The following is a 26,454-nucleotide window of genomic DNA, read 5'->3' as shown; positions in this document are numbered from 1 at the left end:
CGCTACTTTAATCATCTCGCGACTTGTTTAAACCGAACACCTTGTACACCATCACCAGAAAACCGAACCAAAGATAATAGAACACCTTCAGGATCCGGAGGGGGTTGAGGACGAATCCCTTCAGCGGGGGAATGCGCCCGTAGAACTCCTCAGGAGACACCCTCTTCCTTCTCCCCGCGAAGACCTGCATCGTCTCGGGATGTACGATCACCATGGCAGGGGGAAGTTCCGCCCTGTGTTGCGACACCCACTCATCCCCACCGCGAATACCGCTCCCTATCAGGATGAGGGCCGGCGTGGCCTTCTTCACCGCGGTGAGGATCGTGTCCTCCACATCCTTTGGGAAGTTGCCGTGGTAACGTCCCACCACACGAAGACCGGGGAACGTCTCCCGGATATTCCGCTCGATGGTGAGGATATCCTGTGGGCTCTCTCCAAGGAGGTACACCCGTTCTCCCTTCTCCTCCAGGAAACGCAGCAGCCGGACGATGAAGGAAAAAGGAAGGTACCTCACAGGGGCCTCCTGGTGGAGCCGTCGAGCCGCCCACACGAGCGAACGATCAAGAGGCAGGACGAGAGATGCTTCTTCCAGTATCCGTCGCTTCCGCTTCGAACAGCGGGCACGCATGCAATCCGAACGCCGTGCGAACACGATATGGTGGAGCCGCCCATCGAGGAGGAAGTGATGGAACACCCGCTCGAGATCCGCATCCTCCACACGATCCACGGGGATGCCCAGGATACGGATCCTCTTCTTCCAAGGTATGTTCGTCGCAGCTGTCATGATCCCCCCAATTCCCCCAAAGCATCAGCGACCGATGATCTGGACGAACACCTTCCGGGTGCGCGGCCCGTCGAACTCACAGAAATAGATTCCCTGCCAGGTACCCAGGGTGAGGGCTCCTCCTTCCACAGGGATCGTCACCGAAGGACCGACGAGCGACGTTTTGATATGAGCCGCGGAGTTTCCCTCGGCGTGAGCATAACCGTCCTGGAAAGGCACGATCCTGCCTGTCTCCATGAGGAAGTCCCGTATCACAGAAGGATCCGCCGCCTCGTTTATCGTTATTCCCGCCGTAGTGTGAGGCGAATAGACCACACAGATCCCCTCCTCGACACCCGAGCGGGCGACGATCTCCTGGACCTCCCGCGTGATGAGCACTACCTGAACCCTCTCTCCGGTACGCACTGAGATCCGTTCCATCAGGTCTCGCCTCCCATCAGCCCGAGGAGGATGCGCATCCCCTCCTGCATCACCCTGTCGTAGTCCGGATCATAGAGTGGAGGATGCGTCGAACGCCTCACCACCTCGGCATGGATGAGACGTCTCAGGATCTCGGGATCGTATTCCGGTCGTTCCGACGCCAGCCGGGAGATGAAACTCCGGATCGCCTCCTCGGAGGGGACCACGTCATGAGACACCACGAACTCCGTGATCCTCCCGGAAGAGAGGAGTTCTCCGTAGAGGGCCATCTGGTCCTCGGTGAAGGTCTCCTCCTCCACCGTCACATCCGGCTCGATCCCATGCTTGTCGATCACCACCCCACTGGGCGTATAGTAACGGGCAACCGTGAGACGGAAACCTCCTCTGGGAAGCAACTGCACCTGCTGAACGGACCCTTTTCCGTAGGTCGTCTCTCCGACCAGCGTTCCCCTCCCCCTGTCCTTGAGCACGCCGGAGAGGATTTCGGCCGCCGAGGCCGTCCCCCTGTTCACCAAGACCACCACAGGGATATCCTCGTCCACCAAAAGATCTCCGGTGGCATAATAGGTGCGTGTAGCCTCGGAAGTCCGCCCCTCCTCCCTGAGCATGATCCCTTCTCTGAAGAAGAAATCCGTGATCTCGAGGACCGAATCGAGGAGCCCTCCTGGATTGGAGCGTACATCGATGAGGAGTCCCCGATACCCCTGTTCCTTGAACGCGGAGATGGCCTCCTCAACCTTCTCCGGAGTGTGCGGAGTGAACTGGATGATCCTGAGGATACCCACCTTGTGCTCGGGAAGGAACTCGTAGCGCACCGTGGGCACCTGGATGATCGCACGGGTGAGGGTCACATCGAACACATAGTCGCCCCCCCTCTTGATGGTGATGGTCACCTGCGTGCCGGGCTCACCCCTCAGGCGGGAGAGGACCTCGTCGATGGAGAGATCCATCGTGGACTCCCCTTCTATCCCTATGATCTTGTCCCCGGCCAGGATGCCCGCGCGGTAGGCCGGAGTGCCTTCGATGGGAGCGACCACATCCACATAGCCCGCATCCCCGCCGTTCGAGGTCTCTTTGGCGATATAGAGGCCTATACCTCCGAACTCCCCTCGGGTGGTGTCGGAGAGATCGCGGAGCTCTTCCTCTGAAAGATACTCGGAGTATGGATCATCCAGGCTCTCGAAGAGCCCTTCCAGAGCTCCTTCCAGAAGAACCTCAGGATCAGGCTCTTCCACATAGTGATCCTGTACATAGGAAAAGACCGTCTCGAAGAGAGAGAGGAGTTGATCCGTCGAACGGTCGAGAGCAAAGAGCCCGTCCGCCCATACAAGGGACATCAGGAACCCGAAGAGGAGGAGGAATCCTCCCCACCATATCCCCCGCAGTCGGACATCCCCTTTTTTCATCATCACCACCTTGAGCGCCTGTGTGAAGTCTATTCTCAGAAATACCTCCCGTTTTGTCAACTCGAGGAATCCTCACTTGACCCACATACCACCCCCTTTTAGACTAGAAGGTGATGATGCGAAAAATTTTCTTTCTCTTTGCCGCGTTGTGGGAAATGATCCGTTTCGCCTTTCTCTTTCTGATCCTCCAAGCCCCGGTGCGCATCGAAGCGGGGAGGGCGTTGATCCTCCTCTGGCTCAGCGGCCCGGCCCTCCTCCTCGCCCTCCAGGCCTTCGCCTCCCTCTTCGAACGCCCCGCGCAGGGCGCGAGACGACTCCACCTCTCAGGGAAACTCCTGCAGGTCCTCATGGGCCTCGCCCTCTTCCTCTCCACTCTCCTCTCCAGCCCCGTGATCCCCCCGCTCTTCGTCATCGCCACCACCGGCATAGACGCTCTCATCTTTCTGGGGCTTCTCCTCGATCGGTCTTCCGTCCCTCCGCCTCACGGAACCACCCCCCTACAGGAAAAGGATGAGCCATGCACATCTTCCCCATAGCCAGTGGTAAAGGAGGTGTGGGAAAATCTCTCATCGCGACAAACCTCGCCATCGCCCTCGCCCAGGCGGGCAAAGAGGTGGTCCTGGTGGACCTCGATCTGGGAGGATCGAACCTGCACCTCATGCTGGGCATCCCCGCCCCCCGCGGCATCGGTAGCTTCCTCACCACGCCGGGCCTCTCCTTCCAGGACATCGTACGTCCCACCCAATACGAACGGCTGAGATTCGTTCCCGGGGATGCCGAGATCCCTGGCGTCGCGAACCTCACCGCCGGACAGAAGAAGAAGATCCTCTCACACCTCAGGAAGCTTCATGCGGACTACCTCATCATCGATCTGGGGGCGGGAACACACATCAACACCCTGGACTTCTTCCTGATGTCCAACAACGGCATCATCGTGACCACCCCCACGCCGACCGCCACGGTGAATGCCTATCTTTTCCTCAAAAACGTGATCTTCAGACTCCTCTATCTCTCCTGCAAGAGAGGAAGCGAAGGCTACCACTATCTCAAGAGGCTCGAGAAAGAGGGAAAGGCCTTCCAGGAACTCTACCTCCCGAAACTCGCCGAACTCATCAAGGAAGTGGATCCGGAAAGCTACGAACAATTCACCCGGTCCCTCTCCTCATTCCACCCACGACTCATCCTCAACATGCTCGAGCAACCCCAGGACACCGTGAGGGCCCAACGCCTCAGACGATCCTGCCAGCAATACCTGGGCATCGACATCGAACACCTTGGCATCATCTACAGAGACGACCTCCAGGACATCGCCCTCTCCTCCAAACTTCCCATACTCGTCTACAAACCGGATTCGGTCCTTTCCCAGGCCGTCTATCGCATCGCCGACAAACTCCTCCAGATAGGTGAAGAGGAGACATCGCTCCTCGACATCGAGGAGATAGACGAATCCTTCCAGGAAGCCGATGTGGAAGCCCAGATCGACTTCGAGAACAAGATGGAATACGTGGAAGAGCTTCTCCACACCGGAACCCTCACCATGGGAGACCTGGTGGAGACCGTGAAGATGCAGCAGCTGGAGATCAACAGACTGAGGAAGGAGAACCAATTCCTCAAAGCCCAGCTCGTAAAGGCGATGCAGAACGGATTCCTCCCTGAAACCCGAGGGGAATAGACCTGCGTATGACCACACAGAAGCTGACCGTCACAGGCAAGGCGCAGATCACGATAGACGAACAGAGACTCAGGGTCTCTCTCGTCTTCACCAAGGGGGAAGACGGGGATCCCCTCTGGAACGTCGCAACCCTCAAAGAAGTCCTCGAACAGCACGGACTCGAGGGAAAGGTACCCGAACAACGCCTCCGGGAGGCCCTCAGGAGAATCGCCCAGAGCAACGATCACATCGTCACACTCACCCTCCTGGAAGGCATCCCTCCGGAAAAACCCGTGCCCGAGACCGTCACCTGGGCGAAAGATCTTTCCGTCCCCTCCGAGATGGAGAAAGACATCGAAAAGGTCCTCGCCAAGGCACCCCCTCCCGAGATCTACAGGGAACTGCAGGAGACGGTAAAAGAAGAAAAGGAAGTCCTGAAAAAGGCGGCACTCCCCTTCCTGCCCCCCAAAAAGGAGAAGATCACCGTCACGCACAAGAAGACGAGGAGGGAAAAGGTCTATGTGGACCCCACCGTGCGCTCTACCTTCTACGTGGAAGAGGGGAAGAAACTGGGGGTCGTATCTCCCGCGGTCCCGGGCCTCCCGGGACAGGACATCTTCGGAGAGGAGATCCCGCCCACAGTACTCGCCGATCCCTCGTTCTATCCCGGTGAAGGCATCCGGAGGGAGAGGAACGAACTGATCGCCCTCACCACGGGGATACTCCGGGTGGGGAGGAACTGGGCGGACATCATCCCCTTCCGGCCCCACAGGTGGGAGGTGGAACTGTCTCCGGACAAGGCCTCCTGTTTCCTCTCCCTTTACCCCGGCACCGAAGACGCTCAGTTTCCCGATGTCTCACTCATCATCCAGAAAGCCGTGTCCCTGGGGTATCCCGAGGAGCGCCTCCTCTCCCCGGAGGAGATCCAGGAAATGATCCGCCTCGCGATCGTTCGCAGGTCGCCGCTGGAACGGGTCCCCATCTCCGAAGACCGGGATGCCTCCTTCTCCATAGACATATCGGAGGACAAGCTCCTCGCCACCCTCACCATACGGAAAGGTACGGGAAAGGGGAAACCTCTCAACCTCAAGGAGGTGGGGAAGGCCATCAAGGAGAGCGGACTCAAACCCCTCGATTACAAAAAGATAGGAGAAGATATCCTCGCCTTCTACCACAGCCCTGAGCTCGAGCTCAAGGACTACGTCCTGGTGAAGGGAACTCCCCCCCAGAAGGGGGCGGACCGCACCCTCGAACCCTCGGTGCACTACCTCCCCGATGAGGAAGCGAAGGCGATCAAGGAGAAGACCGCCGCCGTGGTCGAGGCATACAAGGGCATCCCTTCCATCGTGGAGTTCTCCCTCCAGGAGGTGGAAAAGCTGGCCTATGTGGAAAAGGACCAGCCCATCTTCCTCATCAGCCCCGCAACCCCGGGACAACCCGGAACCGACGTCTTCGGGAACCAGATACCGGGACTCCCGGGAGACACCCCTCCCCTCGTGATCCACGAGAACATCGAAGAAAAGGGCAACCTCCTCATCGCCACCATCCAGGGGATCATGGAACAGGGGGAAAAGGACGGAGTCCTCCACCTCAGGGTCCGCCCCCATCGCGACGCCCGCATCCTGGTGGAGACGAGCCCGGACGACATGGAGGCCTACCTCACCCTGGAAGAGGGAGTGGGCACGGGGCGAAAGCTCACCTTCGAGGACATCCTGAAGGCGATCCGTGAAGAAGGGGTGGTAAAGGGAGTGGACGAAGGTCTCGTGAAGGAGGCCCTGCAGCGCGCTCAGGAAGAGGGGGAGGTGAGAAGGGTGGTCGTCGCACGGGGGAAGGAACCGGTGGCAGGAGGACAGAGGAGGATAGAGTTCCTCGTCCCCCTCCCGTCGGGGAAGCCGTTCAAGGAAGGCCCCTCGGGGCAGGTCAACTTCAAGGAGCAGGACCGCTACACCGTGGTGGACGAGGGGCAGCCCATCGCGAGGATCTTTCCCCCGGCCCAGCTCCCGGAAGAGGGATGGGACCTGAGGGGGAGAGTCCGCAAGCCACTGCAAACCAGACCGTCCGAGATCACGACAGGGGAGGGAGTGAGGGAAGAACCCCAGGAAGACGGCACCACGCTCCTCCTCTCCACTCAACGCGGGGTGCTCTCGTATGTGGGGGGCAGGATCGACATCCTCTCGCGTCAGGTGATAAAAGGCGATGTCGACCTCTCCACCGGAAATCTGCGGCTCACCGGCGACATCACGGTCAAGGGATCCGTGAGGAGTGGGTTCTATGTGATCACCACCGGATCGATCCTGGTGGAAGAGGGCGTGGAAGCGGCCCTTCTCTCGGCAGGGAAAAGCGTGATCATCAAACAGGGCATAAAGGGGGGAGGCAAGGCGGTGGTGAGGGCCAAGGAGGACATAAGCGCCCGGTTCGCAGAACACACCCGTCTCCTCGCCGTAGGCGACATCCACCTCGGCACGGCCTGCTACAGGAGTCTGGTGAAATGCAACGGCAGACTCCTGGTGGGACCCGAGAAGGGAGTCCTCCTGGGAGGGAAGGTGAAGAGCAGGCTGGGGGTGGAGGTGGGAACCCTCGGCTCCGAGAAAGGCCTGCGTACAGAGGTTTCCTTCGGACAGGACTACCTCATCGAAGACCAGATCGAGATAGAGGAGCAGGAGATCACCAAGCTCAAGCAACAGATCGTACAGCTCGACAATGAGATACAACGACTCGCCCGAAACGGTAATCCGGGGAAACGCCAGGAACTCCACGCACGCAAATTCCGACTCCTCAAAGTCATGGAGAAACGTTCCTTCCGCCTTTTCACGCTCAGGGAACGGTTCGAGCAGCACTTCGACTCCTCCATCATCGTCCATGGCACCATTCACCCCGGCGTGGTGATAGAATCGCACGGAAGGATTCACGAAATCAGGAGTCCCCAGAAAGCCGTCCGTATCACCTTCGACCCTCAATCGGGCCGTATTGAAATCAAACCCCTTGCCTCTTCATAATCGAGGAAGGAAAGGAGATCCCATGGCTTACGTCTTCTATCCCTCCTGGCTGAGTCCCGAGATCATCCCCGGTCTGCCTTTCAGATGGTACAGCCTCATGTACCTCGTAGCCTTTGCCGTGGCCTATGTGCTCATGGCCTACCAGGTGCGAGAACGCAGACTACCGGTCACCACGGACGAGCTTCTCAATTTCTTCTTCTGGGGAATCGTGGGACTCCTCCTCGGCGCCCGAATATTCGCCGCACTGGTCTACGATCCCAGCGGCACGTACCTGAGGAATCCCCTCCTCATCTTCTGGCCGTTCGATGAACACGGTCGTTTCGTGGGTCTGAGAGGCATGAGTTACCACGGCGGGCTCATCGGGGGAACACTCGGAGTGCTCCTCTATTGCCTACGACACAAAAAAGACGTGCTCGAATGGGGGGACATGCTCACGGCCTCCATCCCCTTGGGTTACACCTTCGGAAGGCTCGGTAACTTCATCAACGGTGAGCTCTACGGCAGGGTGAGCGCCCTCCCGTGGGCCATGATCTTTCCCGAAGCAGAACGCTTCCCGGCGAAGGAATCATGGGTCCAGGAGTTCGCCCAGAGGACGGGCTTTCCCCTCCCTTCAAGCAACGTGCTCGTGAACCTCCCACGCCATCCTTCCCAGCTCTACGAGGCTCTCTTCGAAGGGATCGTGCTCTGGGCGCTCCTCTGGTTTCTCGTGCGTCCGCGGCGTCCGTTCAAGGGGGCCGTGCTCGCCTGGTACCTCATAGGATACGGCGGCTTCCGGTTCGTGCTGGAGTACTTCAGACAACCGGATGCCGGGATAGGATTCCCCATCATGCTCGAGCCCTCCAAGGCGAACCCACACCTTCTCCTCTCTCTTTTCAATTTCACCACCGGACAGATCCTTTCCTTCTTCATGATCCTCGCAGGGGTGATCCTCCTCCTCGTCCTTCCACGCATAACGGGTCGAACAAGCCGGAAGGGAACGGCGTCTCACACCGAGTAGAGGCGCTTCGCCTTTCTCAGACGCTTCCTGGAAGCCCGGATCTCATCACCGTAGAGCTCGAAGACCCTTTCGAGGCGCTTCCTCAAGGTGTGGAGACCGAATTCCGCCCGCGCCACCTGGAATGTCTCCTCCACCCGAACCTTCCTCTCCTCGGGATGCGTGAGCACGTGGTGGATCTCCTCCAATGTCTGATCAGGAATGATGAGCCTCCCGTCTTCATCATATCGATCACGAACCTCGATGAGGCGCATCCCCGGAAGCTTGATGTCGGTCTTGTAGACCAGATAGGTGGTGGTGACCACCGGCACCCGGGCCGCGACAGCCTCGAGGAGCGCGTTCCCGAAACCTTCCCAGAGAGGAAGGTAGGTGACGAGGTCGGCATTCACCAGCACGTCCCGGTTGGTATAGAGCTTTCTCCCCTCCGCATCACGCCCCCGCACCGCACTCACCCTCTCCGCGATGAGATGGAGGGGGATCCCCTCCCTCTCGGCGAGGGCTTTTATCTGATCCACGTAATCCACGTCGGGTTCATCCCCCTGATACAGAGAGATGATGTAGTGCACCCTCCCCCTCAGATCGGGATAGGCCCGGAGGAGTGCCGCGATGAGACGGATCGAATCCTCGATACGCTTCCTGCGAACGATGCGAGTGGGCTGTACGACGAGGACATCCCGCTCGGAGAATCCCAGCTCCTGTCTGAAATCACTGTTGTAGTCATCGAGGACCACCGGATGATCGAAGTCCTCGCAGTTGGGTACCACATGGGGGGAAACCCTCTTGATGGAGGTGAGGATGTGGGCCGCATAGGAGGAAATCACCACGTGCTCGAGCCCTATATCCGAAGGAGGCATGATCCTGTTGAGAAAGGTCTCTATCCGGTTGTTGCTGAACCTGCTGCGCTCCCACCAGAAGTCGTGATGGTGGAAGATCGTAGCCACCCGCTTTTCGGTGGCCACATGGTGGACCGCCACGCCTCCCAGGAGGGTCATGGGCATGGCGTTGGTGTTCTCAGCGATGAGCACATCCAGATCGAAGTCCTTCACCTTCTCGAAGAGGTGTTCACCCACCTCGAGCCCCTCCCTGATGCACTCCTCCACGTAACCCTTGAGCTTCTCCTCGGTCAGGTATACCGGCACCTTGTTGAGATACGGGAAAAAGATACGCTCGTAGTGCCGCTGAGAGGGAGAGTCGAACCTGATCTCGGGAAACACCACCTGGTGTTCTTCGGGGATGAGCGTGAGAGGGGCGCGATACTTTCCCGCGATCGTCACGACCTCATGTCCCATGTCTTGGAGCACATTGATCCACTTTTCCACCTCCAAGGATACCCCATCTACATCACCCAGTTTTCCGCTCACGAACCCTATCCGAAACGAGTCCATGCGACTCTCCTTTTCTGGAAAAAACGATCTTAGTTTTTTATACTAGAAAAAACCCCGTTGATGAAGTGAGGTCATGAGTACTCTCATCGTCTACTATTCGCACACGGGAACCACACACGAGATCGTGGAAATACTCAGGAGCAATCTCTCATGCGACATCGAGCGGATCTCGCTCCGGCATCCACTCCCCCCACGGGGATGGAGGCTCTACCTCCTCGGAGGGTATCAGTCCATCTTCAGGAGACGACCGCCACTCAACCCTCTCGGCAAGGATCCTTCCCTCTACGACACGGTGATACTGGGATTCCCGGTGTGGGCCGGGCATCTCCCTTCCCCCATGAGGAGTCTCCTCTCCTCCGGTACGATCCACCACAGGCGGTGCGCCATCTTCTGTTCGTACGCCGGGAACCCCGGCAAGGCGCTTGAGGAAGGGGTGCGTCTCCTCGAGCACCATGAGAACCGGGTGGTGAGCATCGCCGGCTTCAGAGAGGAGATGCCGTCGGAAGATCGGGAACAGGCCATCCTCTCCTGGGCGGAGACCTTCCGATGAGAGGCCTCCGTCTCACCTCCTCTTCGCTCAGGGCAAGCCTCATATTCCCTGTGCTCAAGACCCTCGGTCGAGGAATCGGATGGTTCTTCCATCTCTCCGGTGAGGGCCTCGAGAATCTCTCGGCACTCGATCCCCCGTTCCTCATCCTCGCGAACCATGCCTCCAATCTCGACCCCGTGTTCGTCAACCTCTTCGCTCCCTCCCTCATCCGCTTCGTGGCCTCCGACTCCCTCATCCGCACCCCACTCTCCCACATGCTCTTCGCCCTCATGGACATCATCCCCATCACCAAGCAGGTAGCCGACACGGGAACGCTGCGCGGCATCTTCCAGGCACGACGAGACCGTCGCATCATCTCCCTCTTCCCGGAGGGGCACGCCACCTGGGACGGGACGACCCTCCCCCTCACGCCCGGCACCGCCCGCCTCGTCCAGGCCCTCCGCGTCCCCGTGATCACGGCCACCATCCGAGGTGCGTTCCTCGCCGCGGGGAGGTGGCGCCGACGCGCCGTCCGGGGACCCGTCTCCGTGCAATTCCACACTCCCCTTTCCCCGGACGACCTCACCACCCTTTCTCCCCCTGCCGTGGAGGACCTCCTCGCCTCCCGCCTCGCCCACGACGAATGGGAGGCCCAGAAGCAGGAGCCCCTCCCCCTCTTGGGTCCACGGGCCGAGTACCTCGAGCGCACCCTCTTCCTCTGCCCCTCCTGCCTTTCGCACGGGACCCTCCGCTCCTCGCTCCACACCCTCTCGTGCACCGTCTGCGGTCTCGCAATCCAGGTCGATCCCTTCGGATTCCTCCACGGCCCCATCCCCTTCACCACCATGAAGGAATGGAACACATGGCAGCGAGGGACATACCCCTCCCTTCTCTCGTCCCTCCCGGAGCACTCCCCCATCCTCTCCGCACCCGCATCCCTTCTCACCGGCCCTCTCCGCACCCGCCCCCGCCTCCTCTCCTCCGGGACCCTCTCCCTCCACCGGACACACCTTCGACTCACCACCCCCTCGGGGAACCATACGTTTCCCCTCGATCGCATACGCGGGCTCAACATCCAGAAGCACGAACGCCTCGAATTCCTCCTGGGCCCGACCCTCCACCGCATAGCCTTCCATGACCCCCGCACTTCGGCGTACCTTTGGTACTTCTCACTACACCTTCTCAAGGAGCACCCATGAACATGGATTGGACCCTCCCCATGGACTTCGCAGTCCTCTCCCTCCTCCTCCTGACCGCCACCTTGCTCAAGCGAAAGGTCCCCCTCCTGAGGAAGCTCCTCTTCCCCAACGCCCTCATCGCCGGCTTCATCGGCCTCCTCCTGGGCAGGGACCTCCTCGCTCTCATCGAGATCCCGGAGGCACGCCTCGGGACCTACGTCTACCACCTCATGGCCATCGGATTCATCGCCCTCGCCCTCAAGGAACGCACACAGCGTGACATGCCCACCATCGTACGCACCGGCGCCTTCATCGTCTCCGGCTACCTCCTCCAGGGCATCATCGGCCTGGGCCTCACCCTCCTCCTCCTTCCCTTCATCCCCCACCTCTTTCCCGCGTTCGGCCTCCTCCTCCCCCTGGGATTCGGACAAGGTCCCGGCCAGGCCTACTCCATAGGCTCCCGCTGGGAAGCCCTTGGCTTCCCGCACGGCGGGAACATCGGCCTCTCCGTCGCCACCATCGGTTTCCTCTGGGCCTGTCTCGGCGGGATCGTGGTCCTCAACATCCTCTTCGGAAAGAAAGCCCGCAAGGCCGCACCCGACGACGAGGAAAGCCCCCACCTTCCGGGCGAGGTGGTCGAATACGACGCACCGGGCGACATCCCCCTCACCGAATCCATCGACCGCCTCAGCATACAGGGCGCCCTCATCGGCTTCGTCTATCTCGCCACCTACCTTACCCTCAAGGGCGTCGAACTCCTGCTCGAAGGCACAGGAACCTTCGGGCAGACCTTCTCCCAGCTCCTCTGGGGCTTCCACTTCATCGTCGGTTCCCTCTACGCCATAGGACTCCGCCTCCTCTTCAACCTCTTCAAACGGAAGGGCCTCATGCATCGCACCTACCCCAACACCTATCTCCTCTCCCGCATCTCCGCAGGGGCCTTCGACTACATGATCACCGCCTCCATCGTCGCCATCTCCCTCGACGTCTTCACCGCCAACCTCCTCCCCATCCTCCTCATCACCACCACAGGAGGACTCGCCACCGTGCTCTTCAGCCTGTTTGTGGGACGACGCATCTACCACCACCACTGGAAGGAGAACGCCACCGCGGTCTACGGCAACATCACCGGCACCATCTCGACCGGCCTCGCCCTCATCCGGGAAGTGGATCCCCTCTTCTCCTCCCACGCCGCCGAGAACCTCGTCTTCGGAAGCGGCGTGGGCCTCGTCATGGGCCTCCCCCTCCTCCTCGTCCTCAACCTTCCGGTCTACGGCTACCTCACGGGGACCCCCTCGCTCTACTGGATCACCATGGCCATACTCGTCCTCTATTTCGCAGGACTCCTCGCCTTCACCTTCCGGAACGCAGCCCGCACCCGTCGCACCCCTTGAGCAAGGCATCCCTTCCGACTCATAATCGAAGGAGGGAGGAATCATGAACCCCGAGCCGCAGCCCTCCACCGAGGAGAGAGGGCTCTCCCTCCTTCATCTCAAGGATCTCGACATGCTCCTCGAGACCATACTGCGGCACGCCCGGACCATCACCGGCGCCGACGCCGGGTCCATCTATCTGAGAGAAGGAAACGCCCTGAAGATCGCCTACTCCCAGAACGAAACCCTGGAAAAGAACCTCCCTCCCGGCCGCAAGCTCATCTACGAGATATTCGCCCTCCCCATCAGTGCGAAGAGCATCGCAGGATACGTGGCGCTCACCCGGGAACCCCTCATCATAGAGGACGTCTACCAGCTCTCTCCCGAGGCCCCCTACCGGTTCGAAGCCACCATGGACAAGGTGGCCGGCTACAGAACCGTCTCCACGCTCACCATCCCCCTCCTCACCCCGCAACGTGACCTCCTGGGCGTCCTCCAGCTCATCAACGCCAAGGACACCGCGGGCAGGATCCGAACCTTCACCCGGGTGGATCTCGAGGCGGTCTCAGAGCTCTGTCTCGCCGCCTCTTACTCACTCCAGCAGGCCCGCATGATGCGACAGATCATCCTCAGGATGATCCGCATGGCCCAGATGAGGGATCCGCACGAGACGGGTGCCCACGTCAACCGCGTGGCCGCCTATGCCGTCGAACTCTACGAAGCGTGGGCCATCTCTCACTCCTTCCCCCTCCAGGAAGTGATCCACACCCGTGACATTCTGAGGATGAGCGCCATGCTCCACGATGCAGGCAAGGTAGCGGTACCCGACAGCATCCTCAAGAAACCCGGTCCCCTCACATCCGAGGAACGGAGCGTGATGGAGACACACACGTGGAGAGGTGGAGAACTCTTCATCGATCGAGCCTCGGAGTTCGACCAGGCTGCTTTCGAGATCGCGCTCACGCACCATGAGCGCTGGGACGGGACCGGGTATCCAGGGGTCCTCGACCCCGCCACCGGAGAACTCAGACTCGAGACCCGGCGGGCACTCGCGGGAGAGGAGATCCCCCTCCTCGGGAGGATCGTGGCCATCGCCGACACCTACGACGCCCTCACCTGCCGGCGCTGCTACAAGGAGGCCTGGGAAGAGGAGAAGGCCCTCGAAGAAATCCAACGTCTCGCGGGCACAGCCTTCGACCCCTCGCTCGTGGAGACCTTCCTCTCCATCCATCCCAACATCCAACAGATCAGGAAGCGTTACCCCGACCCCGTGAGGGAGGCCTCATGAAACGTCCCGCGACCCGCACCTTCGGGATCCTCACGAGTGGGGGCGACTGCCCCGGACTCAACGCCGCCATTCGAGGCGTCACCAAGGCAGCCTACTGGCGGTACGGCATGAGCATCATCGGCATCTCCCACGGATACCGCGGACTCATAGAGGGGGACGCACGGCTCCTTCATCCTCGGGACTTCGACGGCATCCTCACGAGGGGCGGGACCATCCTCGGGACTTCCCGGGAGAAACCCTTCAAACCCGATCCTGGAGAGAAGGATTCCGAAGCGGGGAGCCGGAAAGTGGAAGCCATCATCGAGAACTACCACAAACTCCACCTCGACTGTCTGGTGGTCCTGGGAGGCAACGGCACGCACAAGACCGCCCACCTCCTCCAACAGGCGGGTCTCAACGTCATCGGACTTCCCAAGACCATCGACAACGACATCTGGGGCACCGACGTCACCTTCGGCTTCCACAGTGCCGTCGACATCGCCACCGAGGCCATCGATCGCCTTCACTCCACGGCCCACGCGCACAATCGGGTCATGGTGATCGAAGTCATGGGCCACAAGGCAGGATGGCTCGCCCTCTATGCAGGGATCGCAGGGGGCGGGGATATCATCCTCATCCCCGAGATCCCCTACGACCTGGCTCACATCGTCCACCACCTCCAGACCCGACAGCAACGAGGAAAGGAATTCTCCATCGTCGTGGTCGCGGAAGGGGCCCTCTCGCGCGAAGAGTCGCTCATGTCAAAAGAAGAGAGGAAAAAGAGGCGCAAGAAGAACCGCTTCCCCACCAAGGGCTACGAGGTGGCCCACCTCATCCAGGAAGCCACCGGTATGGAGACCCGCGTCACCGTGCTCGGCTATCTCCAGCGCGGAGGGACGCCTTCACCCTACGATCGGCTTCTCGCCACCAGGTTCGGGACCGCGGCCGCGGAACTCCTCTATCGAGGCGACTACGGGAAGATGGTGGCCCTGCGGGACGGAGAGGTGGTCGCCATCCCGCTCGGAGAGGTGGCGGAAAAACTGAAGACCGTCCCCCCCGACCATCCCCTCATCGACACGGCCCGTGCGGTGGGCACCTGTTTCGGCGACGGCGTGTAGTATTTTTTGAAGCCCTCCGTATACAAAAAGATACACAAGGGCCCCTCCGATCCATCCCTCTGCGCAACGACCCGACAATTACTTGTTTAAAAAAAAGATAACATCTCCAGCCTCTCTCCCTTCCATGGCACGATTATTGCAGATTCTTCCCCGAGGAGAGAAGATGATCAACCAGTACGTACTCGATCGGCCGGTACAACAGGAAGTATTGAGGAAGTCCCTTCACATGTCCATCGCCCTCTCTCCCGGAGTGGCGAACATCCTCGGTGCCCTTCCTACCATCATCCTCCTGGCCCTCGGGGTGACGGTCTACACCCTTGCGGAGGCCCTCCGCATCTCCGGAAGGAGAGTAGGTCTCATCTCCCTCATCACCGAGTGGGCCTCGCGGGAGAGGGACAGGGACCGCTTCGTCCTTGGTCCGGTGACCCTCGGACTCGGCGCCATGCTGGCCCTCCTCCTCTATCCTGCACCAGCGGCTACCATCGCCATCTATGCCCTGGCCTTCGGTGACGGATTCGCAAGCCTCATGGGACGGAGCCTCGGAGGTCCCAGGATCCCCGGCACCGGCGGCAAGACCATAACCGGAGCCTTCGCGTGCTTCCTCGCCGTGTATGCGGCAGCCTTTCCCCTCACCCGCCATCCCGGGGAAGCAGCGGCCATCGCGCTGAGCGCCACGCTCCTGGAACTCGTCCCGGTGGACGATCTCGACAACATACTCCTTCCCGTGGGAACCGGGCTCATCGCGAGCATCTTCTTCTCGTCCTAGAGACGAGGCGCGCCTGTCACCGTGACCCTGTAGTGCTCCCTCCCGTAGAGGACCATCCCCGTGATGAGAAAGAAGAGGCCGAGGAGCAGTCCTCCTTCCTCGAACCACCCGTAGAAGACCACCGTATACCCGGCCACCATGGAAAACGCCCCCGTCGTCCCCTGGAGGAGGGGCCGCGGGGCATGGACGAGATATGCGGTCAAAAAACCCGCGAGCGTGCCCATCGTGAGCATGCCGACGAGGAGACCGTACGACGGGAGGTCGAGAGGGGGGAAGAGGCCCGCGTACGCGAGAAAGTGTGTATTGGAGAGGGGAAGCGTCCAGGCGAGAAGGGCGCCGGCAAGTCCGATACCCAGGGAAAGCCGTCCCACCCTGGGATACGGAAACCCAAGGGCATAGAGGGATGCCGCGCCCAGGCTCGCAAGGGCGAAGAAGTAGCTCCAGTAGAGGATCCTCACCGCGAAGACCTGGAGGAAAAGGGGCCCTCCCGTCCGATGGGCATACCAGGCGAGCGCCTTCACTCCCCCCATCCCCACCGAGAAAAGGAACAGGAGGAAAAAATAGATCTCGGGGGAAACCGAACGTGCGAAGAGATACCGCACCACCTGCAGTCCGATGAATCCGCTCAACGAGAGCAGGAGCGCCGAGAGGAGGATCGGCAGGGCCTCATCCCCGCCGGGAACACCTTCGAGCCCCCGTACCCGTACGGCGATCGAAACAGAGACCAGGAACACCGCCGCGAGGGCGATCTGGGCTCCTGTGATCACGATATTCCTCTGCTGAAGCGTCATCGAAAAGATGATATACTTTTTGTCACGAAAACACTATAGTAACAGGAAGAGGGTTCGATACTCTAAAAAGGGAGGCCCATGACGATGAAACGCGCCCTTCTTGCGCTCGTGCTCTCACTCATCCCCCTCACGCTCTCGGCGGGGGACGCCGCCGCCTTCCTCAACCTGGGATTCTCACCCGACGGTCGGTACTTCCTCTTCGGCGTACACGGCGTGGAGGAAGAGACATCCCATCCCTACGCCGAACTCTATCTCGTGGACGTACCTCGGAACGAGTTCGTCCCGGCGGGAATCCAGCGGAAAACCTTCGCCGTCTCGCTCCTTCCGGGGCAGGAAAGCATCGGAGCCCTCCTCGCCCTGCTCTACGACGCCCTCCCCCTCGTGGGAAAACACCGGATCGATCACCTCCGTCAGGGGAGGCTCCTCTACATACTGCTCGACGGGGAGCGACCGAAGGAATACCTCGAGTTCAGGGACTTCTACACCTCCACCCTCTATCGGGTGACCCTCATTCAGACGGAGAGGGGGAGTAAGGAGACATCGGAAGCCGCGTTCCACCTCCAGGTCGTCATCACGGGAAGAGATGGGACACACAGAACCTATCTCGTAGGAAGGCCCAACTACTATCGCAAGGGGGTCCAGGAGTACAGGATCCGCCAGGTCATCCTCGCCCCCGACGATGCCTCCCTCGTCTTCGTGATTGAGAAGACGATCTACGCTCCCACCGGGCCCTCCATCCGGTACATGGTGGAAACCATTACACCATAATCCATTTCTTGACATAGACTTCATCCTCACAGTACAATCCTTCCGCACCGCACGTTCAGATTCCCTATCAGAGAAGAGAGGAACGATGGCTGAACAGATTACCCCGAGAGAGGTGAGCTATTCCGACTGGTTCGTCGACATTGTGCTCAAAGCCCAACTCGCGGACTACAGTCCGGTGAAAGGGTGTATGGTCATCCGACCGCGGGGATATGCGATCTGGGAGAAGATCCAGTCACACCTCGACCGCATGTTCAAGGAGACAGGACATCAGAACGCCTACTTTCCCCTCCTCATCCCCGAGAGTTTCCTCCACAAGGAAGCCGAGCATGTGGAAGGGTTCTCCCCTGAACTCGCAGTGGTCACCCATGGAGGCGGCGAGGCATTGGAAGAACCTCTGGTGGTTCGTCCTACTTCGGAGACCATCATATGGAGCATGTACAAGAAGTGGATACAGTCGTACCGGGACCTTCCGCTCCTCATCAACCAGTGGGCCAACGTGGTGAGATGGGAGAAACGGACGAGGCTCTTCCTCCGCACCACCGAATTCCTCTGGCAGGAGGGGCACACCGCCCACGCCACCAGGGAAGAGGCCGAGGAAGAGGCACTCAGGATGCTCCACGTCTACCGGAAATTCGCCGAGGAATACCTCGCCCTGCCGGTCTTCTACGGGAGGAAAACCGAATCCGAGAAGTTCGCAGGAGCGGTCACCACCTACTCCATCGAGGCCATGATGCAGGACAAGAAGGCCCTCCAGGCAGGCACGAGCCACTTTCTGGGCCAGAACTTCGCCAAGGCATTCGACGTGACATTCCAGACCCAAGCGGGCTCCCTCGACTATGTCTGGGCCACCTCCTGGGGGGTCTCCACCCGACTCATCGGGGCGGTGATCATGGCACACTCGGATAACAGGGGTCTCGTGCTTCCTCCCCGTATCGCCCCCACCCAGGCGGTCATCATCCCCATCTATACCAAGAAAACCGTGGATCAGGTGGCCGACTACGCAAAGCGGGTCTTCGCCCGGCTGACCGAGGCGGGGCTTTCGGTGGAGATGGATCTCGACGACCAGAACTCCCCGGGGTGGAAGTTCGCCGAATGGGAACTGAGAGGAGTCCCCATCAGGGTGGAGGTGGGCCCGCGAGACATGGAACAGGAGAAGGCCGTGCTCGTACGCAGGGATACCGGAGAGAAGAGGGCGGTCTCCGTCTCCCGGCTTCCCGAGGAGATCCCCGTGCTCCTCGAGGAAATCCAGAAGACCCTCTTCCGGCGGGCAAAGGACTTCAGGGACGAACACACCCACTATGTGGAAGATTACGACTCCTTCAAGCGGATCATCGAGGACGGCGGGTTCGTCTTCGCTCCTTGGTCAGGATCTCCCGAAGTCGAGGCCAGGATAAAGGAAGAGACAAAGGCCACCATCCGGGTCCTGGAATTCGGGAATGAAGAGAAGGCCTCGGGGAAGAATGATATCCTCACGGGAGAACCGGCGCGACACATCGCCCTTTTTGCAAAGAGCTACTGAACGTGTTATCATATATGTCATGAGGTCTACGAGGGGCATACTACTCGCCGTTGTACTCCTGGCAGGAGGGGGTCCCCTCTCCTCGCTCACCCTTCAATCCTTCGAGGTCACCGACACCATAGGCATCCGTTTTTCCTCGGTGGACGATGCCGCCCCCCCTCAGGTGACCCACCTCCTGAAGGGGGCGGTGCATCTCCCCCTTGGAGAAGACCTCTTCCTCATCCCGGGGATCTCCCTCTGGTTCGGAGAGTACCTCTTCACAGGAGAAACCGCAGCGCCCGCCGAAATGGAAGCACCCGACGCGAGCCTCCTCATGATACCGGGGCTCAGTCTCGAGCTCTCCTACGGCCTCCCGTTGACGAGAGAGCTCTCCGCAGGAATACGGGGCGGTATCCTTCTCCAGTTTCCGTTCGCCGTCAAAGGGTACGGGGAGGACCCGTCCGGGAGCATCATGGGATACTACTACGGCGGGATCCGCCTCCTCTACCTCAGAATCGCCCCTGAGCTCGTCTGGAGACTCTCCTCATTCGGGCTCATTGCAGGACCCGACATCGAACTCCCCCTCTTCCATGCCTGGGATGGAGAACCTCTCGTCCACCACCTCCTCGTGGGACTCCGACTGGGACTTCGCTTCTATATGTGACGCTCCGGCGGTATCGGCTCCCGCTCACCCATGAGACCTGCCACGGTCTCACCCAGAAAGCTCACGCAAAGGACATCCAGAAGGGTGCCCATGCTCACGAGGAGAGGAAAGACAGGCCGGAAGATCAGATAGGCCTCGTCCAATCCCCTGCCATACAGGCGAGAGAGCATCACGAGCCCAACCATCACCGCAGACCCGGGGAGTGCACCGAACAGAGGGAGGAAGAGGAGGCCCATCCCCGCGAGCCAGAGATAATCGAGGGGAGAAAGCCCCAGACTGGAATAGGACGAGAGGAGCACCGTGAACGAGATGAGCACCACCCCCGCACTTCCCGCCCTCGCGAACAGGATGCCCACCGGATAGGCAAGAGCTCCCACCTTCCGGGGAACCCCCCCGTTCTCCTTTCCGAGTCTGATGAGGAAACCCAGAGGAAAGTAGCCGTCACCGGGGAAAAGCCCCAGGAAAAGTGCAGGAAGGTGGTGGAGGGACCATCTTCCGGTACCTCGACGGATCCACACTACGCTCACCAGCACGAGCAAGAGAAACAGGATTCCCCCGAAGATCCCTATCATTCCCAGGAGATTGCCGTAGAGGCTGAGATCGGTCTCCCCCCTCAACGAATAGAGGAAGTGTGCGACCACGCCGACGAAACCGAAGGGAAGGATCTCCACCACGAAGGCATTCACGAGATAGAACACCCTGTTGGCGGCATCCACCACATCCACGAACGGATCCGTGAGATACGAGTCGAGGGGGATGATGCTCCCCAAGGAAAACCCCACCAGCACCACCGGGAGGAGGAAGGAGCCGGAGGAGAGAAAGATCTCAAAGAAGTTCATGGGAACGAGGGAAAGGAGGAGACTCCGTATATCGGGAATCTCCACCGGCTCCACTTCTTCAACGAGTATGGGGATCCGCTCCAGGGGGAGGAACCCCGAGGAAAGGAGGGCGAGGAACACGACCCCTATATCCACCGCACACACTACGAGGAAGAGGCGACCCAGGATCTCTCCGATACGCCCCTCCCGTTTCAGCTCATAGGTTCCGATGATCACCCCCGTGGCCACGAGGGGAAGGAGGAAGAGCCTCCCCAGTCCCACCACCACATCACGTACGAACGAGAGGATCTCCCCTGTCGTATCGTCGAGGGGAAGGAGCAGACCGAGCACGCCGCCGAGAAGGACGGCAAGCAGGATCTTGAGCCAGATCTTCATAGGTCCTCCTACTTGGAAAACCAGAGTCGGCGTCGTTCCCTGATCTCCCGCCACCGATAGAGGGATTTCCCATCCCCTTCCAGTATCGAATCGACGAGAGGATCCAGGGCCGCCTTCTCCCGTCTGAGTCCCCGTGCAGGTATCCCCATACGCCTACAAACTTCGAGAAGGGAAAGAAACCCTGCCTCGAGGAGGGGAGCGAGAGGAGAAGAACCTTCGCCGTCGGCATCGAGCACGAGGACCACTTCGCTCTTCCTCGTGAGTTCCGCCGCTTCCTTGAGGAGGAAGAGCCACCCCTTCAGACAGGTGTCCACCCTCTCCTCGATCTCAGAAAAGGAGAGCGGGCCTCCGCTCTCCGGATGCACACGATGAAGACACACGAGCCGCTCCAGCTCCCCCTTCTGGAGCACCTGGAGGAGGAGGGACTTCGAAGAAAAGGGCGATGAAGGCTTCCAGGGGAGACGGGGTTCGTCGACATTCTCTCCCGGCAACGCGAGGAACACATCGATCCCTCTCTCCCTCAGCCTCGCCTCGAGCCGTTCCGCCTCTCCGGAGAAGTGCGAGACGATAAGCAGGTTTCCCATGTCGGTATAGTACAGGGGTTCCGAAGCCGTGGTCAACATAAAAGGAATGTGCTACCCTCTGCGTGAGGGAGGAAACAATGAGGATCGGACTTGCCCAGATAAACCCGGTGATAGGCGATTTCTCCGGCAACGTGAAGAAGATATGCTCTTTCGCCATGGAGGCCTACCGACAAAAGGCGGATCTCGTGATCTTTCCGGAACTCGCCCTCTGTGGCTATCCCCCCATGGACCTCCTCGAGCATCCCTCCTTCGTCCAGGAGAATCTCAGGGCCCTCAGGACCCTTCAACACGAACTCCCCCCCGAGCTGGGGGTGGTGGTGGGCTATGTGGAAAAGAACAAGTCCGCCGCAGGGAAACCCCTCCACAACACAGCTGCGCTCATCCATCAGAGACGGATCCTCCTGCGCCAGCACAAGACCCTCCTCCCGACGTACGATGTGTTCGACGAGGCCCGCTACTTCGAACCAGCGTCCGAGCGAATCGTGGTCCCGTTCAAACGGCGGCGGCTGGGAATCGCGATCTGCGAGGACATGTGGGGCGAAACAGAACCGCAACCGGGCCTGAGATACCCGATCGACCCCATACAGGACCTCCTCGACCAGGGAGCCGAGATCATCCTCATACCCTCCGCCTCCCCATACTACATGGAAAAGGTCCTCCTACGAGCAAAGATCATGGAACTCATAGGAAAAGGATCAGGGGTCCCCCTCGTCTACGTCAATATGGTGGGAGCGAACGACAGCCTCATCTTCGACGGACAATCACTGGTGACCGACCGGGAGGGAAGGCTCGTCTTCAGGGCCCCGGCCTTCGAGGAGGGACTCTTCCTCATCGATACCGAGGCACTCCCCGCCCCCCTTCCTCCCCTCGAGGTCTCCCGCCTGGAGGAGGTGCGGGGAGCCCTCCACCTCGGCATCCGCGACTACCTCACAAAGACCGGATTCGATCGGGTACACCTGGGTCTTTCCGGAGGGATAGACTCCGCCCTCGTGGCCACCCTGGCGGTGGAGGCCCTCGGTCCGGAGCGCGTGTCTGCCTTTCTCATGCCCTCGCAATTCTCCTCGGAAGGCAGTGTCCACGATGCCATGGCCCTCGCCGGGAATCTCGGCATCCAGGCGCACACGCTCCCCATCCGGGCTGTCTTCGACACCTTCCTCTCCACCCTGGAACCCGTGTTCCAGGGGCTTCCCTGGGACATCACCGAGGAGAACATCCAGGCCCGCATAAGGGGAACCATCCTCATGGCCTATTCCAACAAGATGCGTTCCCTCGTCCTCACCACCGGAAACAAGTCGGAACTCGCCGTAGGATACTGCACCATCTATGGGGACACCGCGGGCGCCCTTGCGGTGATCGGAGACCTCTTCAAGACCCAGGTATACGCACTCGCCCGACATATCAGGGAGGACACCGGGGTCATCCCTGAAGAGATCCTCACCAAACCCCCCTCCGCCGAGCTCAGACCCAACCAGACCGATCAGGACAGCCTCCCCCCCTACGAGGTCCTCGATCAGATCCTCGAGCTCTACCTCCTCCGGAATCTCACGGCAGAAGATATCATCGCCAGAGGCTTCGATCCCGACCTCGTGCGACACGTACTCCTCATGGTCGTACGGGCAGAACACAAACGACGACAGACCCCCCCCGTGCTGAAGATCTCTCCCCGGGCTTTCGGAACGGGACGAAGGATCCCCATCGCCCGGGCCCCGTACGAGCCCTACTCGTAGGAGAGTTCCAGCACCACCGCCTGGTAGGGAGCAAGCGCGAGAGGAAGCCCCTCTCTCTCCACCACGTGCAGATCCCCGCCCCCACGCCGCCCGCTGATCCGGTCGTACCAGGACAGCCTGCGTCCCCCTCCCGAAGGAGGCCTCCATCCCCCCTCCTTCAGGACCACCCCATTCCTGGGAGAAGCAGAATTGTTGTAGCAGACGAGGTGTCGCCTCCCTCCTCTCTGCGAGAAAAAGGAGAAGACATCCTCGACGAAGCGTCCCTCCGTCGAGAACCGGCACACTTCCCATCGCTCAGGACGGGCGAAAAGCTCCCTCTCCTTCAGAAGAGGAGTTATCGTCTCATCGTGCCAGGCTTCGAGCTCCGCACCCTCCTCCCACCCCGGACTCTTCCCATCCATCTCATACTTCTCTCTGAAACCCTCCCACTGGCCATGTGTGAAGAGGATACTCCCCGGAAGGGTGGTCAGGAAGACGACCGCACCCTGATACTTCCTGAGGGGATCGTATCTCATGAGAGGAGGAAGGTCGTCAGGGCTGGAGAGATAGAAGAGCATCCTGCCCGCCCGTTCCGGCCGTCGGGCGAGATCCCTCAATCGATCCTGAAACCGGGAATTCTCCTCCTTGGCCACGTGCGTCGCAAACGAGGCGTCGTACACTGCATCGAAGAAGAACCGGGAGGCACACGCGTCCTGGAGTCCCCAGAAGACTTCGGCCACGGTGAAAAGATGGGGAAGATCGAGACACACCTCCTCCACCTCATCCCAGAACTCACGCGGGTAGAGGGCCGAGAACTCCTCATCCCCGAGTGAGAAGCGTTCCCTCGAGGGAACCATGGTGCCTTCACCCGGGGCGGGAAACCAGAGCCTCCGGTACTGGTCTCTCATGAGGAGCATCGCAGCGTCGAAACGTATCCCGTCGGCCGCCTCTCCCACCCTTCGAATGGTCCTGAGCATCTCCTCTCGAAGATCTCGCCTGGTGTAGTCGAGTTGCGCCGTATCGTTCCACGGCACCGACTGGTTGTCGTTCCCGTGATAGAGGTATCGCACCTCCCCCGTGCGGCTGTCACGTCTTTCGAAGACCACCGCCGCATCCTTTCGGGTGTAGTACCCATCCTCTACCCTGATCTCTATGTGAGGGTGGCTGGAGAGGTTCTCACCCGAAAATCGATACCAGGGGAAGGGCGATTCTCTCGTGGAGATGAACCAGTCGGGATGCGCGTACACCCAGTCACTATCGATGGCGGTGTGGTTGGGTACCACGTCCACCATGAGCCCGACCCCGTACCGATGGAGACGCCTCCTGAAAGAGAGGAGATCCCCCCGGGTGCCTGCCGAAGGATCCACACGGTACGCGGTGATCGCATAGGCCGATCCCAGCACATCCTTCTTCCCCATGAGCTCCTTGAGTCGCTTCGAAGCCTTGCTTCGCTCCCATACGCCTATGAGCCAGAGGAATGTGATCCCCCTCGACGAGATACGCTCCAGCTCCTCCTCGGGCACGTCCCGCAGGGATCGAACTGGTCTCTGGTACCCGACCGAGAGATGGAAGAACCACAGGGGAAGACGCTTCACCAGTACAACGCCATGTCGCCCATGATTCGCCTTCACACGTGCATCCCGAACCGCTTCACTGTGAATTCTTCAACTCCCTCAACCTGTCACGGATACGCGCAGCTTCCTCATACCGTTCGTTCTCTATGGCCTTCTTGAGCTCCTCCTCGAGACGCGACACCTCGAGCTGCCTGGGATCCGGTGCCTGTTCCTCCTCTTCCCCCACGATCTGGACCGAGATCGCCGTCTCCTGCACCACGAAATCCGCGACGTATACCGGGCAATGCACCCTCACCGCCAAAGCGAGGGCGTCGGAAGGCCGGGAATCGATGACAAGGGTTTTCCCTTCATGGGAGAGGACGAGACGCGCATAGAATGTCGCTTCCCTGAGGTCACAGATCTCCACCTTCAGAAGCTCCACTCCCAGCTCCCTGAAGAGGCTGAGTATGAGATCATGGGTGAGCGGACGGGGCATCGGCACGTTTCCGAGACCGATGAGGATGGACTGGGCCTCGAGCTGCCCGATGAAGATGGGGACCACCTTCTCCGAACCCTTGGGACGAACAAGGACCGCATTCCCCCCCTCTGTCCGCGCGACGGTCCAGACCTCCGCTTCGAGAAACTTCACTTCGTTCATCACTTCAATAATACTATCGTTGTCCCTGCTTTTCAAACCTCACACACAGACCCTGTTCCTTCCCTTCTCCTTTGCCATATAGAGGGCCTTGTCGGCACGCTCTATGAAATCCTCGGGAGTGGCGTCCCGTCGGGGATCGTACTGCGCCACGCCGAGCGAGATGGTGATATGCATGACGGCGCCACCATAAGGGATCTCGAGGTGTTCCACCGCGATCCGGATCCGGTCGGCGATGCCCACCGCCGCCTCGAGCGGCGTATGGGGAAGGAGCACCGCAAACTCCTCGCCTCCGTATCTGGCCGCGATGTCGTTTTTCCTCGTATGAAAATGGATCACACGGGCGATCTCCTGGAGTACCTTGTCCCCGGCGAGATGGCCGTACGTATCGTTGAGTCGCTTGAAGTGATCGAGGTCGGCCATGATGAGGGAGAGCGGAGTCTGTTCGCGTTCCACCACCAGCATGAGATCCGCGAGCATGGAATCGAAGTAGTTCCTCAGCTTGAGATGAGTGAGGAAATCGGTGACCGCCATTTCGTAAAGAAAGGCATTGTGAAGTGCGATACTCGCGATACCCGCCAGATCCATGAGGTATCGCTTCTCGTACTGGCTGATGGGTTCCCCGTCGATCCTGTCTCCCAGGATGAGGATCCCATAGAGCACCCCTTTGGCCACGAGGGGAACCACCAGATCGATAGAGAGGGAATAGAACGGCAACCGTTCCATCTCCTCCCTGGAGATCACCCTGCCCATCTCTTCAAGGGTGAGAGGCTGTGAGGTCTTCTCGAGAAGAGAGATGATCGGATGTTCTCCGGGAATCCGGTACTCCACGTCATGGACGAGATCGAAACCGAAGTAGTTCCTGTGAAGGACGAAGTCGTGCTCCCCCACTCCCCGCCTCACGAAGATGCCCACTTTCACCACCCTGAGCTGCCCCATACAGACATAGAGGATGCTGTCGATGAGCGTTTCCAGTTCGAGGTTGGTGTTGAGACCTTTGCTTATCTCGATGAGCTGTCTGAGATCAAACAGCTGCTTCTGATACAGCGCGAGCTGCTCTTTCGTGAGTTCGGAGTCTTCCATGGATGGTACGGGCTCCCCTCCCTCAAGGGACTACTCATTGTACTATTGTACAACCAGCCCCGGGATATTAC

Annotated in this window: 24 protein-coding genes; 14 read left to right on the top strand and 10 right to left on the bottom strand. The window is 60.1% G+C overall.

Translation table 11 applies throughout. The features are described from left to right. Positions 1-7 precede the first annotated feature (7 nt). From SPITH_RS00200 to SPITH_RS00190, 3 genes are read right to left on the bottom strand one after another with little or no spacing between them, the layout of a single operon-like run. Entirely contained in the window at positions 8-784 is a 777-nt protein-coding gene (locus tag SPITH_RS00200) for a WecB/TagA/CpsF family glycosyltransferase (protein ID WP_014623735.1), read from the bottom strand. A 24-nt stretch (positions 785-808) separates the two neighbouring features. Beyond that, positions 809-1,204, bottom strand: coding sequence for a secondary thiamine-phosphate synthase enzyme YjbQ (locus SPITH_RS00195; protein WP_014623734.1), 396 nt, complete (start codon positions 1,202-1,204; stop codon positions 809-811). Next, on the bottom strand, positions 1,204-2,610 hold the full coding sequence (locus SPITH_RS00190; RefSeq protein ID WP_041624106.1) for a S41 family peptidase: 1,407 nt from the start codon (positions 2,608-2,610) through the stop codon (positions 1,204-1,206). Before SPITH_RS00190 ends, SPITH_RS00195 begins: the two co-directional genes overlap by 1 nt. A gap of 113 nt (positions 2,611-2,723) precedes the next feature. Between SPITH_RS00190 and SPITH_RS00185 the strand changes: the two genes are divergently transcribed. Genes SPITH_RS00185 through lgt form a run of 4 tightly spaced genes read left to right on the top strand, consistent with a single transcriptional unit; the run spans position 2,724 to position 8,254 of the window. Beyond that, the gene (locus SPITH_RS00185; protein WP_041623937.1) at positions 2,724-3,146 is read left to right on the top strand and encodes a hypothetical protein; all 423 of its coding nucleotides are present in this window, start codon (positions 2,724-2,726) and stop codon (positions 3,144-3,146) included. Then, positions 3,128-4,282 carry a P-loop NTPase gene (locus SPITH_RS00180; RefSeq protein WP_014623731.1) on the top strand — a complete coding sequence of 385 codons (1,155 nt, stop codon included), beginning with the start codon at positions 3,128-3,130 and terminating at the stop codon, positions 4,280-4,282. The genes SPITH_RS00185 and SPITH_RS00180 overlap by 19 nt, the downstream gene beginning before the upstream one ends. Before the next feature lie 8 nt (positions 4,283-4,290). Further along, on the top strand, positions 4,291-7,257 hold the full coding sequence (locus SPITH_RS00175; RefSeq protein WP_014623730.1) for a flagellar assembly protein A: 2,967 nt from the start codon (positions 4,291-4,293) through the stop codon (positions 7,255-7,257). Between the two features lie 22 nt (positions 7,258-7,279). Next, positions 7,280-8,254, top strand: coding sequence for a prolipoprotein diacylglyceryl transferase (lgt, locus tag SPITH_RS00170; protein WP_014623729.1), 975 nt, complete (start codon positions 7,280-7,282; stop codon positions 8,252-8,254). On the opposite strand, the gene SPITH_RS00165 is transcribed toward lgt, so the two are convergent. Then, positions 8,242-9,636 carry a glycosyltransferase family 4 protein gene (locus tag SPITH_RS00165; RefSeq protein ID WP_014623728.1) on the bottom strand — a complete coding sequence of 465 codons (1,395 nt, stop codon included), beginning with the start codon at positions 9,634-9,636 and terminating at the stop codon, positions 8,242-8,244. The two genes, lgt and SPITH_RS00165, sit on opposite strands and share 13 nt — an antisense overlap. A gap of 73 nt (positions 9,637-9,709) precedes the next feature. Between SPITH_RS00165 and SPITH_RS00160 the strand changes: the two genes are divergently transcribed. The 6 genes from SPITH_RS00160 to SPITH_RS00135 all read left to right on the top strand — a co-directional run bounded on the left by SPITH_RS00160 (position 9,710) and on the right by SPITH_RS00135 (position 15,867). Beyond that, positions 9,710-10,186, top strand: a complete 477-nt coding sequence (locus SPITH_RS00160; RefSeq protein WP_014623727.1) for a flavodoxin family protein — start codon at positions 9,710-9,712, stop codon at positions 10,184-10,186. Further along, the gene (locus tag SPITH_RS00155) at positions 10,183-11,364 is read left to right on the top strand and encodes a lysophospholipid acyltransferase family protein (protein WP_014623726.1); all 1,182 of its coding nucleotides are present in this window, start codon (positions 10,183-10,185) and stop codon (positions 11,362-11,364) included. Before SPITH_RS00160 ends, SPITH_RS00155 begins: the two co-directional genes overlap by 4 nt. Further along, on the top strand, positions 11,361-12,737 hold the full coding sequence (locus tag SPITH_RS00150) for a sodium/glutamate symporter family protein (protein WP_014623725.1): 1,377 nt from the start codon (positions 11,361-11,363) through the stop codon (positions 12,735-12,737). Before SPITH_RS00155 ends, SPITH_RS00150 begins: the two co-directional genes overlap by 4 nt. Positions 12,738-12,780: 43 nt before the next feature. Beyond that, positions 12,781-14,004 (top strand): HD domain-containing phosphohydrolase, encoded by a 1,224-nt coding sequence (locus SPITH_RS00145; RefSeq protein WP_014623724.1) that lies wholly within the window; start codon positions 12,781-12,783, stop codon positions 14,002-14,004. Then, on the top strand, positions 14,001-15,101 hold the full coding sequence (locus SPITH_RS00140; RefSeq protein WP_014623723.1) for a 6-phosphofructokinase: 1,101 nt from the start codon (positions 14,001-14,003) through the stop codon (positions 15,099-15,101). The genes SPITH_RS00145 and SPITH_RS00140 overlap by 4 nt, the downstream gene beginning before the upstream one ends. A 163-nt stretch (positions 15,102-15,264) precedes the next feature. After that, positions 15,265-15,867: a diacylglycerol/polyprenol kinase family protein gene (locus SPITH_RS00135; protein WP_014623722.1), complete on the top strand. Its 603-nt coding sequence runs from the start codon at positions 15,265-15,267 to the stop codon at positions 15,865-15,867. Here the strand turns inward: SPITH_RS00135 and SPITH_RS00130 are convergent. Next, entirely contained in the window at positions 15,864-16,658 is a 795-nt protein-coding gene (locus tag SPITH_RS00130; protein ID WP_014623721.1) for a hypothetical protein, read from the bottom strand. The two genes, SPITH_RS00135 and SPITH_RS00130, sit on opposite strands and share 4 nt — an antisense overlap. An 84-nt stretch (positions 16,659-16,742) precedes the next feature. On the opposite strand from SPITH_RS00130, the gene SPITH_RS00125 reads away from it, so the two are divergent. The 3 genes from SPITH_RS00125 (at position 16,743) to SPITH_RS00115 (ending at position 19,588) form a co-directional block, all read left to right on the top strand. Further along, positions 16,743-17,426, top strand: coding sequence for a DUF2259 domain-containing protein (locus SPITH_RS00125; protein WP_014623720.1), 684 nt, complete (start codon positions 16,743-16,745; stop codon positions 17,424-17,426). Between the two features lie 85 nt (positions 17,427-17,511). Beyond that, positions 17,512-18,945 (top strand): proline--tRNA ligase, encoded by a 1,434-nt coding sequence (proS, locus tag SPITH_RS00120; protein ID WP_014623719.1) that lies wholly within the window; start codon positions 17,512-17,514, stop codon positions 18,943-18,945. 19 nt (positions 18,946-18,964) lie between these two features. After that, positions 18,965-19,588, top strand: coding sequence for a hypothetical protein (locus tag SPITH_RS00115; protein WP_014623718.1), 624 nt, complete (start codon positions 18,965-18,967; stop codon positions 19,586-19,588). Here SPITH_RS00115 and SPITH_RS00110 read toward each other — a convergent pair. Continuing rightward, positions 19,579-20,802: a cation:dicarboxylate symporter family transporter gene (locus SPITH_RS00110; protein ID WP_014623717.1), complete on the bottom strand. Its 1,224-nt coding sequence runs from the start codon at positions 20,800-20,802 to the stop codon at positions 19,579-19,581. The genes SPITH_RS00115 and SPITH_RS00110 overlap by 10 nt on opposite strands. A gap of 8 nt (positions 20,803-20,810) precedes the next feature. Beyond that, positions 20,811-21,386, bottom strand: coding sequence for a hypothetical protein (locus SPITH_RS00105; RefSeq protein WP_245523405.1), 576 nt, complete (start codon positions 21,384-21,386; stop codon positions 20,811-20,813). A gap of 77 nt (positions 21,387-21,463) precedes the next feature. On the opposite strand from SPITH_RS00105, the gene SPITH_RS00100 reads away from it, so the two are divergent. Next, positions 21,464-23,113 carry an NAD+ synthase gene (locus SPITH_RS00100; protein WP_013312838.1) on the top strand — a complete coding sequence of 550 codons (1,650 nt, stop codon included), beginning with the start codon at positions 21,464-21,466 and terminating at the stop codon, positions 23,111-23,113. Here SPITH_RS00100 and SPITH_RS00095 read toward each other — a convergent pair. The 3 genes from SPITH_RS00095 to dgcA are packed head-to-tail and all read right to left on the bottom strand — an operon-like array spanning position 23,104 to position 26,383. Further along, a complete protein-coding gene (locus tag SPITH_RS00095) occupies positions 23,104-24,687 on the bottom strand; it encodes an alpha-amylase family glycosyl hydrolase (protein ID WP_245523404.1) in 1,584 nt (527 codons plus the stop codon). The genes SPITH_RS00100 and SPITH_RS00095 overlap by 10 nt on opposite strands. Before the next feature lie 55 nt (positions 24,688-24,742). Further along, the gene (locus SPITH_RS00090; RefSeq protein ID WP_014623714.1) at positions 24,743-25,303 is read right to left on the bottom strand and encodes a bifunctional nuclease family protein; all 561 of its coding nucleotides are present in this window, start codon (positions 25,301-25,303) and stop codon (positions 24,743-24,745) included. A 39-nt stretch (positions 25,304-25,342) separates the two neighbouring features. Continuing rightward, positions 25,343-26,383 (bottom strand): diguanylate cyclase DgcA, encoded by a 1,041-nt coding sequence (gene dgcA, locus SPITH_RS00085; protein ID WP_013312835.1) that lies wholly within the window; start codon positions 26,381-26,383, stop codon positions 25,343-25,345. Positions 26,384-26,454 lie beyond the last annotated feature (71 nt).

Source organism: Spirochaeta thermophila DSM 6578, from assembly GCF_000184345.1.
Classification (GTDB): domain Bacteria; phylum Spirochaetota; class Spirochaetia; order Winmispirales; family Winmispiraceae; genus Winmispira; species Winmispira thermophila.
The sequence above is the reverse complement of the archived record's forward strand: the minus strand, read 5'-3'. Positions and strand labels throughout refer to the sequence as shown.